General features: G+C 51.0%; 21 protein-coding genes. 13 read left to right on the top strand and 8 right to left on the bottom strand.

The window, feature by feature from the left end; genetic code table 11:
- Window positions 1-67 precede the first annotated feature (67 nt).
- Window positions 68-184, bottom strand: coding sequence for a hypothetical protein (locus HNQ57_RS18255; protein ID WP_420825311.1), 117 nt, complete (start codon window positions 182-184; stop codon window positions 68-70).
- A 212-nt stretch (window positions 185-396) separates the two neighbouring features.
- Between HNQ57_RS18255 and HNQ57_RS15815 the strand changes: the two genes are divergently transcribed.
- A complete protein-coding gene (locus HNQ57_RS15815) occupies window positions 397-555 on the top strand; it encodes a hypothetical protein (protein ID WP_184464613.1) in 159 nt (52 codons plus the stop codon).
- A 151-nt stretch (window positions 556-706) separates the two neighbouring features.
- The gene (locus HNQ57_RS15810; protein WP_184464611.1) at window positions 707-1,033 is read left to right on the top strand and encodes a hypothetical protein; all 327 of its coding nucleotides are present in this window, start codon (window positions 707-709) and stop codon (window positions 1,031-1,033) included.
- Window positions 1,034-1,040: 7 nt separating this feature from the next.
- On the opposite strand, the gene HNQ57_RS15805 is transcribed toward HNQ57_RS15810, so the two are convergent.
- The 3 genes from HNQ57_RS15805 to HNQ57_RS15795 all read right to left on the bottom strand — a co-directional run bounded on the left by HNQ57_RS15805 (window position 1,041) and on the right by HNQ57_RS15795 (window position 3,114).
- Complete coding sequence (locus HNQ57_RS15805) at window positions 1,041-1,424, bottom strand: nuclear transport factor 2 family protein (protein WP_184464609.1); 384 nt, start codon at window positions 1,422-1,424, stop codon at window positions 1,041-1,043.
- Window positions 1,425-1,514: 90 nt separating this feature from the next.
- Window positions 1,515-2,393, bottom strand: a complete 879-nt coding sequence (locus HNQ57_RS15800) for an SDR family NAD(P)-dependent oxidoreductase (protein WP_008252011.1) — start codon at window positions 2,391-2,393, stop codon at window positions 1,515-1,517.
- Between the two features lie 229 nt (window positions 2,394-2,622).
- On the bottom strand, window positions 2,623-3,114 hold the full coding sequence (locus HNQ57_RS15795; protein ID WP_226968202.1) for an aminoacyl-tRNA deacylase: 492 nt from the start codon (window positions 3,112-3,114) through the stop codon (window positions 2,623-2,625).
- 336 nt (window positions 3,115-3,450) lie between these two features.
- On the opposite strand from HNQ57_RS15795, the gene HNQ57_RS15790 reads away from it, so the two are divergent.
- Window positions 3,451-3,666 (top strand): hypothetical protein, encoded by a 216-nt coding sequence (locus HNQ57_RS15790; RefSeq protein ID WP_184464605.1) that lies wholly within the window; start codon window positions 3,451-3,453, stop codon window positions 3,664-3,666.
- Window positions 3,667-3,703: 37 nt separating this feature from the next.
- On the opposite strand, the gene HNQ57_RS15785 is transcribed toward HNQ57_RS15790, so the two are convergent.
- Together HNQ57_RS15785 and HNQ57_RS15780 are read right to left on the bottom strand one after the other, a co-directional pair.
- Entirely contained in the window at window positions 3,704-5,149 is a 1,446-nt protein-coding gene (locus HNQ57_RS15785; protein ID WP_184464603.1) for a transglutaminase-like domain-containing protein, read from the bottom strand.
- A gap of 3 nt (window positions 5,150-5,152) precedes the next feature.
- Window positions 5,153-6,034 (bottom strand): alpha/beta fold hydrolase, encoded by an 882-nt coding sequence (locus tag HNQ57_RS15780; RefSeq protein ID WP_184464602.1) that lies wholly within the window; start codon window positions 6,032-6,034, stop codon window positions 5,153-5,155.
- Between the two features lie 367 nt (window positions 6,035-6,401).
- Between HNQ57_RS15780 and pomA the strand changes: the two genes are divergently transcribed.
- The 4 genes from pomA to HNQ57_RS15760 all read left to right on the top strand — a co-directional run bounded on the left by pomA (window position 6,402) and on the right by HNQ57_RS15760 (window position 9,344).
- The gene (pomA, locus tag HNQ57_RS15775; protein ID WP_184464600.1) at window positions 6,402-7,172 is read left to right on the top strand and encodes a flagellar motor protein PomA; all 771 of its coding nucleotides are present in this window, start codon (window positions 6,402-6,404) and stop codon (window positions 7,170-7,172) included.
- Window positions 7,173-8,012, top strand: a complete 840-nt coding sequence (locus tag HNQ57_RS15770; protein WP_184464598.1) for a flagellar motor protein MotB — start codon at window positions 7,173-7,175, stop codon at window positions 8,010-8,012.
- A 152-nt stretch (window positions 8,013-8,164) separates the two neighbouring features.
- The gene (locus HNQ57_RS15765) at window positions 8,165-8,695 is read left to right on the top strand and encodes a hypothetical protein (RefSeq protein ID WP_184464595.1); all 531 of its coding nucleotides are present in this window, start codon (window positions 8,165-8,167) and stop codon (window positions 8,693-8,695) included.
- A gap of 127 nt (window positions 8,696-8,822) precedes the next feature.
- Window positions 8,823-9,344, top strand: a complete 522-nt coding sequence (locus HNQ57_RS15760) for a hypothetical protein (protein WP_184464593.1) — start codon at window positions 8,823-8,825, stop codon at window positions 9,342-9,344.
- A 79-nt stretch (window positions 9,345-9,423) separates the two neighbouring features.
- Here the strand turns inward: HNQ57_RS15760 and HNQ57_RS15755 are convergent, their stop codons facing one another.
- The gene (locus tag HNQ57_RS15755; protein WP_184464591.1) at window positions 9,424-10,596 is read right to left on the bottom strand and encodes an alkane 1-monooxygenase; all 1,173 of its coding nucleotides are present in this window, start codon (window positions 10,594-10,596) and stop codon (window positions 9,424-9,426) included.
- A gap of 157 nt (window positions 10,597-10,753) precedes the next feature.
- Between HNQ57_RS15755 and HNQ57_RS15750 the strand changes: the two genes are divergently transcribed.
- Window positions 10,754-11,785, top strand: a complete 1,032-nt coding sequence (locus HNQ57_RS15750; protein WP_193024040.1) for an AraC family transcriptional regulator — start codon at window positions 10,754-10,756, stop codon at window positions 11,783-11,785.
- Between the two features lie 27 nt (window positions 11,786-11,812).
- Entirely contained in the window at window positions 11,813-12,151 is a 339-nt protein-coding gene (locus HNQ57_RS15745; protein ID WP_184464587.1) for a HopJ type III effector protein, read from the top strand.
- Window positions 12,152-12,200: 49 nt separating this feature from the next.
- Here the strand turns inward: HNQ57_RS15745 and HNQ57_RS15740 are convergent, their stop codons facing one another.
- Window positions 12,201-12,464, bottom strand: a complete 264-nt coding sequence (locus HNQ57_RS15740) for a hypothetical protein (RefSeq protein WP_184464585.1) — start codon at window positions 12,462-12,464, stop codon at window positions 12,201-12,203.
- A gap of 152 nt (window positions 12,465-12,616) precedes the next feature.
- Between HNQ57_RS15740 and HNQ57_RS15735 the strand changes: the two genes are divergently transcribed.
- The 4 genes from HNQ57_RS15735 (at window position 12,617) to HNQ57_RS15720 (ending at window position 16,818) form a co-directional block, all read left to right on the top strand.
- Window positions 12,617-14,134: a PQQ-dependent sugar dehydrogenase gene (locus HNQ57_RS15735; protein WP_184464583.1), complete on the top strand. Its 1,518-nt coding sequence runs from the start codon at window positions 12,617-12,619 to the stop codon at window positions 14,132-14,134.
- 321 nt (window positions 14,135-14,455) lie between these two features.
- Window positions 14,456-14,794, top strand: a complete 339-nt coding sequence (locus HNQ57_RS15730; RefSeq protein ID WP_184464581.1) for a hypothetical protein — start codon at window positions 14,456-14,458, stop codon at window positions 14,792-14,794.
- Between the two features lie 510 nt (window positions 14,795-15,304).
- The gene (locus HNQ57_RS15725) at window positions 15,305-15,919 is read left to right on the top strand and encodes a hypothetical protein (RefSeq protein WP_184464579.1); all 615 of its coding nucleotides are present in this window, start codon (window positions 15,305-15,307) and stop codon (window positions 15,917-15,919) included.
- A gap of 128 nt (window positions 15,920-16,047) precedes the next feature.
- Window positions 16,048-16,818 carry a glutathione S-transferase N-terminal domain-containing protein gene (locus tag HNQ57_RS15720; RefSeq protein ID WP_184464577.1) on the top strand — a complete coding sequence of 257 codons (771 nt, stop codon included), beginning with the start codon at window positions 16,048-16,050 and terminating at the stop codon, window positions 16,816-16,818.
- Window positions 16,819-17,041 lie beyond the last annotated feature (223 nt).

The raw sequence follows: 17,041 nt of genomic DNA, 5'->3' as shown, positions 1-17,041 counted from the left end.
TTCCCTCTATTAATACAGTGTTTTCTAGACAATCTCATTGTATCAATTGTGGTGGAATCAGGCTTTTTTATTTCTCCTTAACGGGACAGCAGTGAAAACTGGCGATAAAATAATAACTATGGTCGTAGCCGTCTTGGTAGTTCAACTGCAAGGGATAGGCTCGCTTCTTGGCCGCTGCCGCCAGTAAATGGGGTCTGAGTTGCTCATTAAGAAACGGGTCATCATTGCCCTGATCAATAAGTTCCTACAGTCCCTTAACGATATAATCGTACATATGGAAATGACGATTCCACGGCGCTTGACTGGCGTTTAGGTAAAGGTATGCCTCTTTGCTGAGGTCGTAACTGTCGTCGTCGGCAGCGCTTTTCGCCGCGCGGGCTGGTGTCGGTTGCGAGAATGGCAATGTTCGGCGGCGATGCGCGCCGCCTTTTAATGGATGGCCTTGATAAGGGCGGAAAATCTCGCCGCGTTCAGGTGTTTGGTCGTATCCACGGTAATAGCGGTTATGCACTGATTGATGCCGCATTAAAAGGCTTCGGCGAGATTCATGCCTGATTATTATGTTCAGGATTACCTTGAGGAGGGGCGTTTGATTCGCCTGCTCGGTTACTACCTCGAGCCAGAGGAGGGGGTTTTCAGACGGTATTTGTGGTATTTTTAGTCCTGTTGATCGTGCTGTGTACACAGGGACTAATTGGAGTTGAAGATGTTTAAGCTTGGTGGATATCGCGCACTTAATACATGCGGGCTAGTTCTTGTGGCTGTGGCGGCGAGTTCATCGCTATCAGCGCAGACGATGCCAGCGGTGGCTGGAATAGTACCCAGTAGCAGCGAGCTTCTCGATGTTGGCTTGGTTGTTGGTGGCGATATGCTACGAGGTAGTCTACTCGATGATACCTTGAACCTGCCCGGCGCGGGCGTGGTGCTTGGTGGTTCGCTGCTAGATACTGTTGGCGCGCTGAGTCTACCGGCGAGTTTGCCCGCAAACACGGCTGTACTGAAGCTTGTCGATATACCTGCGCAGGCACTGTAATAAGCGATTATAGGCTTTCTAGCATTGCCCGCATTTTATCCTTAATAAGGTTGATTGCTTTGTAGGGTCTGAGCATCACCTTAAAATCGGCGATCTTACCGTTTTCATCCCAGTGAATCATGTCGACACCGTTCACGGTGACGCCGTCGACTTCCACCACAAACTCGAGAACGGCATTTTGGCCGTCCACGACTTCGCGAACATAGTGAAAACTGTCGTTGGCCAGAACATGAAAGGCGGCACTTAGATACATCTTGGTCACGTCTTTGCCCACTTGCGGGCTGTGTACAACGGGTGAATGAAATACTGCGTTGTCGGCGAGAAGGGTGTCTAGGGCTGTGGCGTCTTTAGCGCTAATAGCCTGGTGCCATGCGGCGAGGGGGCTGTTCATTTTGGCGCTCCGGTTTGCGGTGACAGCAGCCTAAAATACAGCAGTGAAACCGGCCGGGCAACACTCAAGGGAGTATTGCCCGGCGCAGTCTTAGCCGTGTAAACCGTGTTCGATAGGGCATTGGCCGTTAGCCAGCTTTTTGGCGCGCGCTACTAGCGTCGCTTCCATCGTTTCGCGGCCAATCATAATGACAAAATCTTCTTTGCGTATACCGTCTAGGGCGAATGCCGCTAATTCATCTAAATCTTGAACTGGCAGCTCAACACCAATCTCTTTCATGCCCGTCATGAATTCATCAAAGGTCATTTCGCCACCAGCGGGGGCTGGCTTCTCGCGCGCTAATTCGGCGGGGCGGTTGCGGCGCGTGGTCCAAATTCCGGTTGGCAAAATGCCGCCAGAAGGGTAGAAAATACAGGCGCGGAGCTTGGTGTTTTGGCCGACAAGCTGGGCGTTTAGGCACTCGGTCATAATAGACACACCGGCTTTGCTGCAGGCGTATACTGACTGGTCGGCGAGGGGGGATATGCCGCCATCGCCCGACGAGGTGTTCATAATTAAGCCGGGCTCGCCTGACTCAATCATTCTGGCTACAAATGCTTGAATACCGTGGGCAACGCCCCGTAAATTTACCCCTAATACCCAGGCCCAGTCATTAGGTGTAGTGTCCCAAACATTGCAATTTGAAACGCTAACGCCAGCATTGTTGCAAAGAATATGGCAGGCACCAAACTCTGCAAACACAGCATCGGCGAGTGCGGTGACCGACTCCGCTTTTGAGACATCGGTGACAATGGCGCGTACTACGCCGCCGTTGGCGCTAAGTTCCGCGGCAGTTTTATCCAATGCTGTTTTTTCGACATCAGAAAGTACCACCTTGGCGCCTCCAGCGAGAAACGCCTTGGCCAGTGCCTTGCCTATGCCGCTAGCGCTGCCGGTAACGACAACGACTTTATCGGTGAAATCTTGCATCTTTGCTCCCCATTTATGGTTTTTATCCTGGTTTAATTCCTACCGTGCTGAAGTGCTATTACTGGGCACTTCTCCGCACATGGCTTGTAGTAACCATAATATAAATTTACACCATAGTGTAGTTATTTTCAAAGGGCTTTATAAAGGCCGTCTTGGCGGGGGCATAGCGGCTGTGCTGGGCCATAGAATGGCCCAGCTTGGGATAGCAGTAGAGCGGGCAGCAATCGGGCTAGTGAACTATGGATCCGAAACGGTCGTCTTGTGGGCAGCTCATATGCAAATGATCCTGTCCGTTCATTAGCTCCATAAATGCCCCGTGCTGAAGATGAATTAAGTGTTCATGGTCACCACTTTCGAGGTAAACGTCGTTGGCGTGATTGAACTCGACCTCCCAGCTAACGGGCATACCATAGACTTGGCCGAGAGCTGGAACCGCGCCAATTTCACAATCGTCGAAAAGCATGGCGACCTCGCGCTCCGTTGCCAGGCGGTAGTTGCCGTGCATGTGGGCATTGACGCGCTCGAGTATGAGTCGATGGTTTGCGGGAATCACGCACATGCGATAGCGGTCGCCGTCGTGGAGTATTACTGCCTTGGCAATTTGCGAAGGTGGTAATTTCGCCATGCGCGCGCTTTGCATGCTATTGCGGCTATGGGCGTGGCTGACAAGGTCGAAATTCACCCCAACTTTATTGAGGTGGGCGGCGATACGAGGAGACATACTCACGGTTTTACCCTCCGGCGTTTACAAGAAACGCATTCATTAGTGCTATTTAAATATAGTTTGGCGCTGGGGTGCTTGTCCAAGAAGGGAATCATGTTATGTCAGTGCTTTATAACGCTAAGCGCTATAAGTATTTTGGTGTTGGGGCGTTTGGTAATACTTTTTGAATGGCCTCATCTCGGCGGCAGAGAATAGTTTACTTTTTGCTACATAATTAGCGTTTGTAATATTAACGTCATTACGGTGTAACATTTATGCACGATAATTTGTCCTTTCATGGCAGCCGGATTCCTGCCTTTTTATTTTAATATTATCTGCAAATACGGAGTGTATATGCGTTTAAATTGCGTGGGTGTTAAGGCGGTTCAGTTAATGGTGGTGTCGCTTACTATGTTGCTATCGACAATCTCGATGGCCGATGAGCCAGTACAGTTACTTGAAGAAGTCACCGTAGTGGGCGCTGTGCGCGGTAGCTCGACGATAGTGATTGCCGATATTGATGTGGCGGGCGATGAAAGCCTCGATGAAATGCCCTACGTCTACGAATAGCGCAATTACGCCGACATTAAACGTTGTTGAGCTTCGTTCAGCGACGTTTAATGTGCATTGCAGATGTTATTTTTAGTGTATGTATTTTTTCATTTATTTTTAACACTGCGCTTTGTTCACCGCTGCTAATACCCAGTGCAATATGACCCGCAGTAAACCCACCTAAGCCGCTATCGAAACTCTGCCACTTCTCTCCCGTCCAAGCCTGTACCCAGGCGTGGGGAACAAACACATATTTGCGGCCTAAAAAACGCTCATTATTATACGCTAAGCCAAATACGACACGGCTTGGAATACCGGCTGCGCGCCCAAGTGACGCTAATAAGAGCGCGTGTTCAGTGCAATCGCCTTGTTTGCTGTGGTATGCCTCCAGAGCAGTGGCGTAGCCGGAATAGCTGGCTTCGCTACTCATGTGTCGGCTCACAAAGTGGCTGAGGCGGCGCATTTTTGCAGCCGGGCTTATGTTTTTTTCGCCGAGTACATCGCTAACCGTGGTATGAAAAATGGCGTTGTCGCTAGCAAGCCAATAATTTGTTTGTAAGTAGGTGTTGAGTAATTCTGGGTTGGGCGATGTTTTTGTAGCACAGTCGGTGCAGACGGTTATTTCTACGCCGCCGTTAATCGGCGTTACCGTTTGTTCATTGGTGCTTGGCGGTGTGTCGGAAAATTCGCCGAGCAGGTGGTAGCGAATTGTGCCGCGCAGCGCCGCGTCACTGATTTTGTAGGGGGAGGCGATGAGTTGGCGATACACGTGGGTAACTGCCTGAAAATCTGCGGTGGCACATTCATAGGTGCAGTTTTCAATACGCAATTCGTCGCCGCCGGAGCGACTGATCTCAGTTAATGGCCGAAACGCCGAGTCGGTAAAAATTTCGCTATAGCGGGCTTGATTCGTCATGATCTGACGTTGAATTTGCCAGGCATAGGCGGGCTGGTCCGCTGCGGTATAGGGTTTGACGATCAGTTGAATTTGTTCAAATTTTTGGCTGCTAAAATTCCAAGTGAAATAGGTGAATGGCGATGTTTGTCCTGCGCCGGTAGCTAAAACCTGACGCAAACCCTCGGGTAAATAGAAGGGTTGGGGTATCGCATAGTCCTTGGTATTGCCGGTAAGGTCATTCTGTATTAAGTGCAGCACGTTCGTGTCTACAACTGCGCGCATATTGTGATTGGTCGTGGCTGAGCTAACACGCTTGCTTATTGATATTGGCGCACCCTCTGGGCTTTCTCGGTACTCTAATACGGTTGTCGTCGTTGCGTCAGCTGCGCCGGGCTGACTAAGGGTAATCACCAGGGTTTCTTTGCTAATGATTTCGTCTTTTGTGGTGTGGCGCTCTAGGTGCCGATAGCCGAGTTTACTACCCGCCAAGCTCAGGGTCTGCCATTGCTCGGTTTCGCCCCAGACAGCGGCGCTGGTAATCATAAGAAGTAAGGCAAGCGCCGCACTGAGCCAGTATTTGAAGGTGTTTTGGGGCGCGTGCATATTCTAGGTTTCTGCGCGGAGCAGTTTGTTGTTTTGCAGCCAGTCTCGACTGAGTTTAACCACTTGCGCGCAGTCTTCCTGTAACGCCATATGTCCGGCACCTTGAATAACACCGTGACTAACAAAGGGCGATAGTCGCTTTACTCGTCGATCAAACTCCTTGGCCTTGTGCAAATACGAGTGTTCAGCCCTCAGCACCAGCGTGGGTACCTGAATATTGCGCAGTGCCTGCCAAGGGGAAAAGGTGTGTTTGAAATTATGCGCTTCCCACTCGCGGCTATAGCTCAGCTTATATTGGCCGTCGGCCTGCTCAATAAGTCCAGCTTGAGCATATTCATTAAACGCGTCTGCTGAAAAGTGACGGTAGGCCGCTCTGTTGCGGTGGTAGTCTATAAATGCCTGGCGATCGGGCCACAGCTGCTGACGATTTTGGGTGCGCTTTACTAAATTTAATCGGCCCATCAGTTCGGTGGGTGCAATGGCTGCCACGGCGGGTAAAAACCGGCCGGGGATGGTGGCGGGGTCAAACATCAGTAGTGCTTTAAAGAGCTCAGGACGCTTGGCGGCGGCTAAGGCGGAAACCGTGGCGCCAATAGAGTGCCCCATGGCAATGACTGGACGAGATTGGGCGTGCTCTAAAAATGCGATGAGATCGTCGGCGTGCTGGCGCCACGAGAAGCCGCGAGGCGGTGGCTGGTGATCCCAAACACCGCGATTTTCTAGGCCAATTATGCGGTAGTCAGATTGAAAGTGGGCGAGAAATGGCGTGTAGCTAGCCACTGGGAAACCATTGGCTGCGGCAAAGTGCAGGGTTTCGTCACCCTGCCCGCCTGCTTGCCATATTGCCGGGCCGCGGCCGAAGTCAGATTGTTGGGTATTTAACATGGCGGTTTATTGGCTGGGAATAGTAAGCCCTAAGCATACCATGGTCTTTTGTGCTGAGGAGAGGGGGAGCCGCTTGCGCGCGTAAGGTAAGTGGTTAGGGTGGGGCGCGGGGCCATTGAACGGCGAATATACAGTAATTGTATCGTTGAAATCCGCTATGGACGTCACTCAGCAGGGCGGGCTATGGTGGCGTTTGCTGGCGTAATGGCCTGTTCAAATGAGCAGAATAAGCGCCCTTAGGGGAATCCCCTATAAAGTTAAATGCTTTGCTGCCGTTAATAACGTTACGTATGGGTGAACTAGCGGCCGAGAACGGCAAACCCCGGCGCTTTTACCAATTCACTGACCAAGATAGTCGGAGTTTTCTTTGGACATAGCAACGTTATTAGGCATGTTGGGTGCCCTCGGGGTCATCGTCACCGCGATTGTGATGGGGGGCAGCGCGAGTGGGTTTGTCGACGCGCCAAGCATATTGATCGTGGTTGGCGGGGGCTTGCTGGCGAACTTGGTTAAGTTTCCTTTAGATCAAACGATGGGCGCATTTAAAGTGGCGTCGCGGGCGTTTGTGCACAAGCCCACCAGTTCTGAAGATCTAATTGTTGAGTGTATGTCTATGGCTGGGGTTGCCCGCAAAGAGGGGCTGCTGGGTTTGGAGTCACTAGAGATCAGCAATGAGTTTCTCAATAAGGGTGTGCAGATGGCTATTGACGGCCACGACCCTGAATTTGTGCGCCGGGTGTTGAATAAAGAGATTAGCCAAACTATTGAGCGTCATGAAATGGGTGAGGCGGTTTTTAAAGGCTTTGGCGAGTCGGCACCCGCCATGGGCATGATCGGTACCTTGGTCGGCTTGGTGCAAATGATGTCCAATATGTCTGACCCCAAGGCGCTTGGCCCGGCAATGGCAGTGGCCTTGTTAACAACCCTCTACGGCGCTGTTTTGGCAAATGTGGTGGCGTTGCCAATGGCTGAAAAAATGGCGTTTCGTACTGCAGAGGAACGTCGTAATCGCCATCTGATTTTAGAGGCAGTTGACGGCATACAAGAGGGCATCAACCCTCGGGTACTGGAGTCCTTATTGCAAACCTATTTGCCAGACAATAAGCGTGAAGTCGAACCCAAGCCTGAGGAAGCCTAAGTGAACTTGGAAGATGCGCCAAAGAAGGTATCTGCTGGCGCGCCCGCCTGGGTGCTCACCTTTGCGGATTTGATGTCGTTGCTGCTCGCCTTTTTCGTGCTGCTGTTTTCATTCTCGGAAATGGATAAACAGAAGTTTAAGGAATTGTCAGGATCGATGAAGGACGCTTTTGGGGTGCAGCGGGAAATACCCGCATTTAAGCCGCCGATAGGAACCAGCATGATTGCGCGGGAGTTCAGCCCCGGCGCGCCGAAACCCACAGCCGAGAATCAAGTTCGTCAAGAAGCTGTTCGTGAAATGCGCGATTTCGTTAAGGTTGAGGCCGACGAGGCGCTGAATGACGACCTTGAAAAAGTAAAAGCGCATCTTGCACTGGAAATCAGCGAAGGTCTGGTTGAGGTAGTCGATGACGGTGAGCGAGTCATTATAATTCGGATTCGTGAGCGCGGTTCGTTCTCATCAGGCAGCGCCGATCTATCGCCGGGGTTTGAACCGGTGCTGGCTAAATTAGGCACTCTACTAAATGAAATAAAGGGCGAGATCGTCGTTGCCGGACACACCGACACCGTGCCGATCCATACCGAGCGCTATTATTCAAATTGGGATTTGTCTTCGGCGCGGGCGACCACCGTACTGCGGGGTATTATTGATGCCAGTAGTCAGCCTAATGAGCGCTTTCGGGTTATGGCGCACGCCGCAACACGGCCTCTTGCCGACAATGAGACGGCCGAAGGCCGGGCGCGCAATCGTCGGGTTGAAATATTTCTATTGCGCGGCGCCAAGCATGACCCGGCCATGGGCGCGGCCATTGGTGGGCGAGAAACGTCATTATTGAATTGAGTTGTAAGTTTTTAATTTAAAAGCTAAATTGCGTCATTAGAAATGTGACTGACATCTCGCAAAGGAATAATACGTATAGCATGCAAACCACTTTCATAGCTAAATGCACCCCTAGCAAAGGTAAATACGTAGCAAAGTATAAGGTGGATGTAATGACTATTCGTAAACTAGTATCTGTAGGTGTCGCCTCCGTTATCTTGTCTTTTGGCGTGCAGGTGAATGCATCATCAGGCTGGGAGTTAGAGGCAATCTCCAAGTCAACCGGTTACAGCGTGCATGGCCAAAAGGGCAGTGCTAATCAATTCGGTTTGCTAAAACACAGTAATACCTGTGGTGCAGATGAGCTTTACATTAGCTGGGCAAGCGACAGTGCCAATATTTGGTCTCTCGCCGGTCAAAAGGTTTCCCTCGCAGCAGATTTTGATGGCGTCGCTTTGGATATCCCTCTTGAGGTTATTTCAATTCGCCCGTTGAAGGGTAATCAGCATCAAGTGATATTTGGTCATTCCTTTGCCAATCCAGAGCTGTTGGCGCTAATGACCGCGGCTGGCTCCGTCAATTTAATGATGACCTCGTCTGATGTCGCGCAGTATTTCACCGTGACTGGCGACAATTTCCCGCTACAGGGTTTTACGCAAGCGCGCTCAAAAGCACTTACGCGCTGTGAATCCCAGAGTGGTTGAAGGTAATATAATCGAATGAAAAGGGGCTGCCGTAGATTACGGCGGCCCTTTTTTTATGATTACGGATGGTCTTCAGCTTTCGTTCAGCTAGCTCCTGATACCTTACAAGCACATTCAGGAGGAACTGATGATGACAAATACAACGGCACTAAAAGTAGAACACCCCGGTGTAATCCGTAACCTGCTACTCACCGCCTTGCTTGCGGTCGCGGTCGCCGTGACGCCTAAGCAAGCTCACGCTGAACATGCGGAGACGGCTGCAGCGGTGTTAATTGGCGCCGCAGTTTTGTATGCCGCCCATGACGCCCATAAATCAGATAGAAAGTACGCCAAACGCCACGCCCATGTTCACGACCGCCATTGTGGACACCATGTTGAGTATCGACGTAATGACCATCATCGCTACGGCAATGCGCATGTGTATTCCCAAAATCAATATACCCGGGATCGTCATTCAAGCTACTACGGTAAGCACCCTAAATACGTAGAGCAACACCACGGTGGCAAGCACGGTAAAAAATACGCCAAGAAGCATGATAGGCACGATAGTTATGGTCGGGATGACCATAGAGGCAAGAAGTATCGCCATGATGATCGTCATGGTAATCAATCGTGGAATACCCGGGTAAGAGTGAGTCAGGGCCACTAAGACGCTTGATTACAAGAGTTCAAAGATTGATGTGGCGGCTGCAATAGGCCGCCACTTTTTTATGTGCCGAAATCTACCCCTATGCGGTCGCCATTGTGATTTTACGTTGATAATAGTCGCGCTTCCCCGCTAAGACGTTGATGCGATTGATATCGTTCTCAGCCCAGTTGAGTACCTTTTTATCCATGACCCGAAACCACAGCGGTGGGATATAGGCGAGCAGGAACATGGCGTAGTAGCCAGCGGGGAGCTGCGGCACATTATCAAAGTGTCGCAAGCACTGGTAGCGACGGCTGGGGTGGGCGTGATGGTCTGAGTGGCGCTGAAGCTGAAAGGTGATTAAGTTAGAGATAAGTGAGTTTTGGTTCCACGAGTGCTGCGGTTGTGGGGTTTCGTAGCGGCCGTTGTCCAGCTTTTGCCTTAGTAAACCGTAGTGCTCAACATAGTTTGCTGCGGTTAAATTGGTGTGGCCTAGCAGGCTAGTGATTATGACAAAGGCTAATATTATTGGTCCGCATAATAGGCCTACCGTCGCAAAAAACACAAAAGTGATGATGGCGCCGGGCAGTATTTCATTTTTGCTTGACCAGAACGACAGGCCCTTTGAACGCAGCCGTTCGGCTTCTAAGCGCCAGCCGCGCAGCCAGGTGCCCGGCATTTCTCTAATCATAAAGCGGTAAAAGTTTTCACCTAATCGTGAAGAGGCGTGATCGTTGGGCGTGGCGACATCGCGGTGATGGCCGCGATTATGTTCAACGCTGAAGTGGGGGAGTGCCGCAATACCGAGAGCAAGACTGGCTGCCCAGCGCTCTGGTCGGTTCTTTTTGTGGCCTAATTCGTGGCCAAGGTTTAAAAATGCGCCGCCCAAACCCATGCACGATAATGCAAGTGCCGCCAGCCCTAGGATTGATAGCTGTGCATACCACGCATAGGCAATAGCACTAAACCACACCACAAGCGTGCCCGCCAAGGCGACAAATAAGGCCCAGCGGAAGTAATTGTCCGCATCCAAGGCGGGTACATCGGCTTCATCGTGGTTATTGGGGTCTTGACCAGAGACATAGTCGAGCACCGGAATAACGACATAAAAAATAATAAAGCCGAGGGCCAGCCACGCGCTATTGCCGGTTTTTAGTGCGGGAATGATTCCGATCAGGGCGAGCCACGGCATAAAAAAGGCATTTATCATCCACAGCCAGCGAAACCGCTGAGTGAGGTCGGTAATTGAAAATCGCGATATTGTCGTTGCCATCGTTATCGTCCTTATTATGGGTCTTATATCGGGTTATGGCGTTTGCTCAGTGCAGGCACTGAGTTATTACAGTACGCCTAGGCCATGGCGAGTTAAATGTTGCGACTGACCGTGATTGTTGTTAATTTCGGCCATTATGAATAAAAATAACAATCATATGCCCGCATCGCACACTGGTCAGCGACATGCACTGGGGCTCTTAATCTTGTGCCAAACCCTTGAGGAGCTAGGGTTAGATTACGAGGCGGCCAGTTTAAGAACCGGTTTAAGTCGGAGTCAGCTAGAAACCCCAGGCCTCTTGATCCGCTCCGATCAAGAGGTAGCCTTTATTGAAGCGGCGTTGGCTGCGAACCCCCGGCCTGATCTTGCCTATCTGGTGGGGCGGCGTTATCACTTTGGTGTTTTTGGTATTTGGGGTTTGGCGCTTATCTGCAGTGAAAATTTGCTGCAGGCTTTTCAAATTGCACAGGAGTTTATTGAGCTAACCCACAGCTTTGTCGGTTTGGAATTAAGCATTGACGGGACCGTAGCGAGTTTGGCGTTGCGCGATCACTACCCTGCTGGTGCGGTGCGCAATTTTGTGGTCGAGCGGGATCTGATTGTGACCCTGGTTATTGCGACAGAGGCGGCCGCTCAGAAAATACCGCTGCTATCTTTGGAGGTGGCAATCCCCGCGCCTGCGCACGCCAAAGAAATTGAACGTATGGTTGGTTGCCCAGTGGTATTCAATGCGCGCCGCACTCGCGCGACCTTATCGAGCGAGATATTGCAGATTGCCCTGCCTCAGTCTAACGCGGTGACGTGGTCGGCCTGCGTTCGGCAATGCCGTGAACTCATTGCCAGGCAGCACGGTGAACGCAGCTTTACGTACAGAGTTGAGCGGGCAATTGCGGACACAGCATTTCAAGGCATCCAGGCGGTTGCCGACGCGTTGGGCCTGCCGGAGCGAACGCTGCGTCGGCAGCTGCAGCATGAGGGCACGAGTTATCGCGCGCTAAGCCAGAAGCTGCGTTTAGAATTGGCACAGCAATTTCTTGCTGATGAAAGTCTACGGCTCGATCAGGTGGCTGAAAAGCTCGGTTACAGCGAGGCGGCAAACTTCAGTCATGCATTCAAACGCTGGAGTGGGCTAACGCCGGGGGAATATCGACACAGTACTCGCGATGTTAAATCTGAAATTAATCTATAATGCCCAGCGTTAAAAAGAGGATTAAACATGACAATAGCAGAACTGATTAAGCGCTTGGCACAACAGCCAGTGGCATTTACCGAGGTAATAGCGGTAATTGACGAGAATTACACGTTTACGCCGACCGCCTTCCACAATGGTGAGCAGTATAATGAGGCGGGAGCGAACAATGGCTCGTGTAAGGTTTTCGCGTTTGGCGCCTTGCACCAGCTAAGCGAGCAAGCGACGTTGAATGCCTTTGGGGATTTTTATACTAAGGACGTGCTGGCGAATCCGGATGGTGACGACCATGCCAATATCCGTAATTTCATGCGCAGCGCGTGGGCTGGTATTCGCTTGGAGGGGAGTGCTTTAGCGCTTAAATAGGCTAAAAGCTGGGTGCTTGGCGGTTAAATGTAAGCACCCATGGCATTGCTTAGGTTAGCGCGTCGGTTTCACTAACAAGGGGGCGGTCGGTTCTGGTGCCGCGCATTATATTGCCATCTGGCTTATTGTCGGTGCCACAGTGGCCTAGCATTACATAGTCGTCGTGAACCTCAACTAATACGCCAACAAAGGGCATGTCACGCATGCTACCGTCGACTCGGTAGCTAACGAGATCACCGGGCTTAAAGGTGTCTGGTTCAAAATTTAAATCAAAAGGGCATTTTTCGCCGTCGCTACTTCCCATATCCATCATGGCTGATTATCTCTATTTATTGATTTTTTTGTTTGGAATTATAAAGCGCAGTATAACAATTTTTTGATGTAGTGACCCTTGTGTAGGGGTAACCGTTTTGCATACTGTAGGTTTACTTGTATCTTGCAATACCGCAACAGGGCAATTTAGCGATGAAAATGTTTAAACGATTACTCTTCACTGTAGCGGTGATCCTTGGCTTGCTTATTTTTACGCCGTTGGTGCTTATTCAGTTTGGCCCAGCGGGGTGGGGCACCACCTCAAAAGTGATGCTCAATATGGTGTTTGGCTATGGCGGAGAAGCGCCCAGCGCCAGCGCGATTAAGCAGCGCCTAGAGGTGGCCGATGGTTTTAGTGTGGGCCTTTACGCCACTGGCTTGGGGAAGATAAGGTTTTTGAAGGTAACCGACTCAGGCGATTTACTGGTGAGTCGGCCGCGGAGCGGCGAAATACTTTTGCTTGAACGCGACCGCAATGGCGATGGTCTGCCAGATGGGCAGCGGGTGCTGTTGGCGGGCTTAACGCGTCCCCACGGTTTGGATATTGCGGGGCGCTGGCTGTATGTGGCGGAGTCCGACGGTGTTGGAAAAATTGCGTTTAATAGCGACGACGGTGCTGTTTCTGGCGATTACCAGCGTATTGTCTCTGGCTTGGGGGACAAGGGTAATCACTGGACGAAGACTGTTCGCGCCTCCAGCGATGGCTGGTTATACCTTAGCTCAGGCTCAACCTGTAATGTCTGCGAAGAAGCGGATTCGCAGCGCGCCACCATAATGCGCTTTCGGCCAGACGGCAGCGAGTTCTCAATTTACGCCAGCGGTTTGCGAAATAGCGTCGGCCTCGATTGGGCGCCTTGGGATAATAGCCTGTACGCGACGGATAACGGCCGCGACTTGCTCGGCGATGATATTCCACCCTGTGAATTGAATCGAATTGAGGAGGGCGGTTTTTACGGCTGGCCCTATGTAAACGCGAGTGCGCTAGACCCTGATCTTGGCGAGTTGAACGCCAGTGCAGTCGCGAAAAATATCCCGCCGACTCACGAGTTTCGCGCGCACAATGCGCCACTGGGACTTCGATTCTTACGCCGTAACACGGTTGCGGGTTTTGAGCGAGCGGCGCTCGTTGCCCTGCATGGCTCTTGGAATCGCAGTGTTCCCGACGGCTATAAAGTAGTGTCGCTGCATTGGCAGGCCGACGGCCGTATTGTCGAAAAGGACTTTTTAAGCGGTTTCTTACAAGGCGATAAATTGCTCGGGCGCCCAGTGGACATTGCCGAAGGCGATAATGGCGATATTTTTATATCAGATGATTATTCCGGCTCAATCTATCGCGTGGCAATTGGCGAGGGTGGTGCGTCGGCCCTTGCGTCAGTGGCATTAGCGCCGCCACAGCCGGGCCGCAGAGACAGTGGTTTGGCATCGTATACCGGCGAACAGCGTCGCGACTTGCTTGCGCGCGGCGAGATCGTGTACCAGAGCTACCCCTGCAGTAGTTGCCATATGAGCGGTAAAACTGCATCGGCCATTCCATTGGTGGGCTTAGATGAGCGGTATACGGTTGCTGAGTTAGCCGCATTTTTTACAGCGCCAACACCACCTATGCCGGTATTTCCATTGAGCGCGTCTGATCGTGAAGCCCTTGCGGTCTATTTATTGGCCCGACCGTGAGTGTTTAAGAGGGGTATAGCTGGCGGTTTATTGAATTGATACGCATTTTAGGATTGTCAAAATACGTATCAATTCACAGTGCGTATTGATACGTATCGAGATAACTAAGCAATTTCGTTAGTGTTCTGGTGAGCGATATAAGTACGTGAAAATCTAGATAATATGGCTCGTTTTGACTAGTCTGTGTAATACGGATGTTCCACCTTTTAATAGCGCGTGCATATTGCTAAGTGGCATTGGGCACCGGAGGGCTGGCTGGCAGGATGCTAGGCCCGCATTTACATCACCCATGTTGTAATGCAAATAGTTTGAGGCAAATCAATGAAAAAATTGAATAAAGGTTTCACATCTAAGGGGACATTAAAGCGTAAGCAGGGCGGTTTTGTCCTTGCCGCTGAATTAACCCTGATGAGCTCTATTATGGTCGCTGGCGTGACGGTTGGGATGACCACCCTGCGCGATTCTTTGCTGGCCGAAATGGAAGATACCGCCGAGGCAATTGGCTCTTTAGACCAGAGTTTTTCCTATGCAGGTGTGCGCAACGGCCACGGTACGGCGGCAGCGGGCGGCTCTGGCTTTCGCGATGCGATCGATACTAATGCTGGCGACGGCGTAGGTTTTGTTTTTGTGCAGTCAGATAACGTCGAAGGCGGCTTGTAGTTCCCTGCACCAAGGGTAAGAGATGAAGGCGCCTTAGGGCGCCTTTTTTCTGGTTTGGCCGTGCTGTAATTGTGCGGCGCTATAGCTACTGGGTGTTTAATGCGCAATGTTGCAGTGTGGCCCGCGATGGGCTCACTGGCTTTGTGTTGGTCACCGAGCATAATTTGCGTCGCCAAGTTTATGCGTAGCACTCGAGTAATATTCAGGCTGCGCAAAATATAATCTGTGGTCACATATCATAAGGTGTTGTATTTATTGGTATTAATATTGATAGCTGGCAATGCCAAGGCCTTGCAGCGGGAGTGCTAATCTGCAATTTAAGCTTAGGGCTACGATACAGGGGGAGATCGTAGTAAACTTGGCGCCGCCAGAATTCCTCAAGAAAGATAAATGCCATAGAATTTTGGAATGCTATGTGCTTCGCTATTGTGCCTAGCGCAAGTGTGGCCAGTAGGTGTCGAGCTAAAAATCCCGTGTTTGTGTAAGATTCGGATCTAAAAAGGAACCGCAATGAAATCCATTTTCCCGCTAATATTCGCCACCTTGTTCTTATTTGCCTGTGCAAGTAACGAAACCGTGGTGTATTCAAATGGATTCAGTTTTGTCAATTACGATTATGTTGTCATTGAGCGCGATACCAATAGCGCTATCTACGGCATGGACCTTGAATTTGGCAATATGATTGGTGCCTACAATATGGCCGTGGTCGGTTCTAAAGAAATTGAGAACCTACCCTATGAGGCGAAAAAGCGTACGCTTGGGGTTCAACTGTCGGTAAGCGGCAGTAGTGAGCGTATTATGCTGGGGATATCCTTCCAAGACTTTATTACCGGTCGCACGGTCGCGACCATTGGCTCTACCGAGAAGGGCGACTTATTTGACCGCGATGATCGCACCGAAATTTTTGAATTAGTGACCGGAACGGTGGTTGCCGCAATTAAGCGCGACAAGCAACTCAATGTGGAAAATGGTCGTAGCCTAGATCGCAATCCGCCGATGGCGGTTGCCGCGCCGCGTTACACTGACCGGGATGACCGCAATAGTCGCAATAGCGATACAGAAGAATGGCGTTACGAATCTTCTGCGGAAAAGGCCTATACCTTGACTCCAGATTTCTCTGAATAATTCTGCGCCTTACCAACTACCCCCTCCCCAGTTTGCAGGCGCATCGCACTGCCTGTCGAGCGCGGGGTATCCGTCACAGCCATATTGGTCTTGTGCTAACTTAACGTATTTGCCTAGGATCTCCAGCTATGAATGCGCTTGATTTTACTACCTCTATTCTCGCCAGCAGTGTCCGCGCATGGCGGGGAAGCACGGCATTTTCACGGGGTGCGAAACAGCCGGAAAAGCTACTTGAACTCTACGATATTGAAGGCTGCCCGTATTGCCGCTTGGTGCGCGAAGTACTGAGTGAATTAGATGTTGATGCCATGATTTATCCTTGCCCTAAGGGTGGTATGCGCTTTCGCCCCACCGCGCTGGATATCAGTGGTGTTAGCCAATTTCCGCTGCTGGTCGATCCCAATACGGGCGACGCGATAGTGGAGTCGGCAGATATTATCGCCCATCTTTATAAATATTATGGTGGTGGTAAAGTGCCTGGCACTAAAGGGTTTGGCAGGCAGGTCGCTGTCGCCAGTTCTATGTTGGCCACAGCGTACCGCTCTGTTGGTCGCGCGCGTGGAATGTATGCGAAAAATGCTGAGGCACCGACTCAGCCCCTTGAACTCTATAGCTTTGAATCTAGCCCTTATTCGCGGCCAGTGCGTGAATTATTGTGCGAGTTAGAAATCCCGTATCGCCTGCGTAATTTTGCCAAATCGCGCTGGCAAGAAATGGGACCGCCTCAGGTGCGCGCCAAGTTTTTTCCTGACGCGCCAATTAGTAGCCCAAACCGTATTCGCCTGAGCGAATTAACTGGCCGCTCTCAGGTGCCTTACTTAGTCGATATGAATACCGGTGTTGGGATGTTCGAGTCGACAGATATCCTCGCTTATTTACAGCAAACCTACGGGCGTTAAATCGAGTATTGCTGGGTGCAGAGCCTAACTGCCGCATGTTGTTTATACGGCAGTTTTGGTAGATACAGCCACAATCCTTGAATATCGGCGCGAATTAGCGATAATTGGCCGCAAAGTAAAAAAGCCTGTGGGGCCGTCATAAGCACAATTTTCTTGCTGGGCGGTATCTTCTTGCTATTGGGCTTCGTGTCGGCTTACGTGGCTCGCGATAGGGTATCTTGGC

The sequence above is a fragment of the Zhongshania antarctica genome (assembly GCF_014202945.1).
Lineage (GTDB): Bacteria > Pseudomonadota > Gammaproteobacteria > Pseudomonadales > Spongiibacteraceae > Spongiibacter > Spongiibacter antarcticus.
This window is presented reverse-complemented; position numbering and strand designations above follow the sequence as displayed.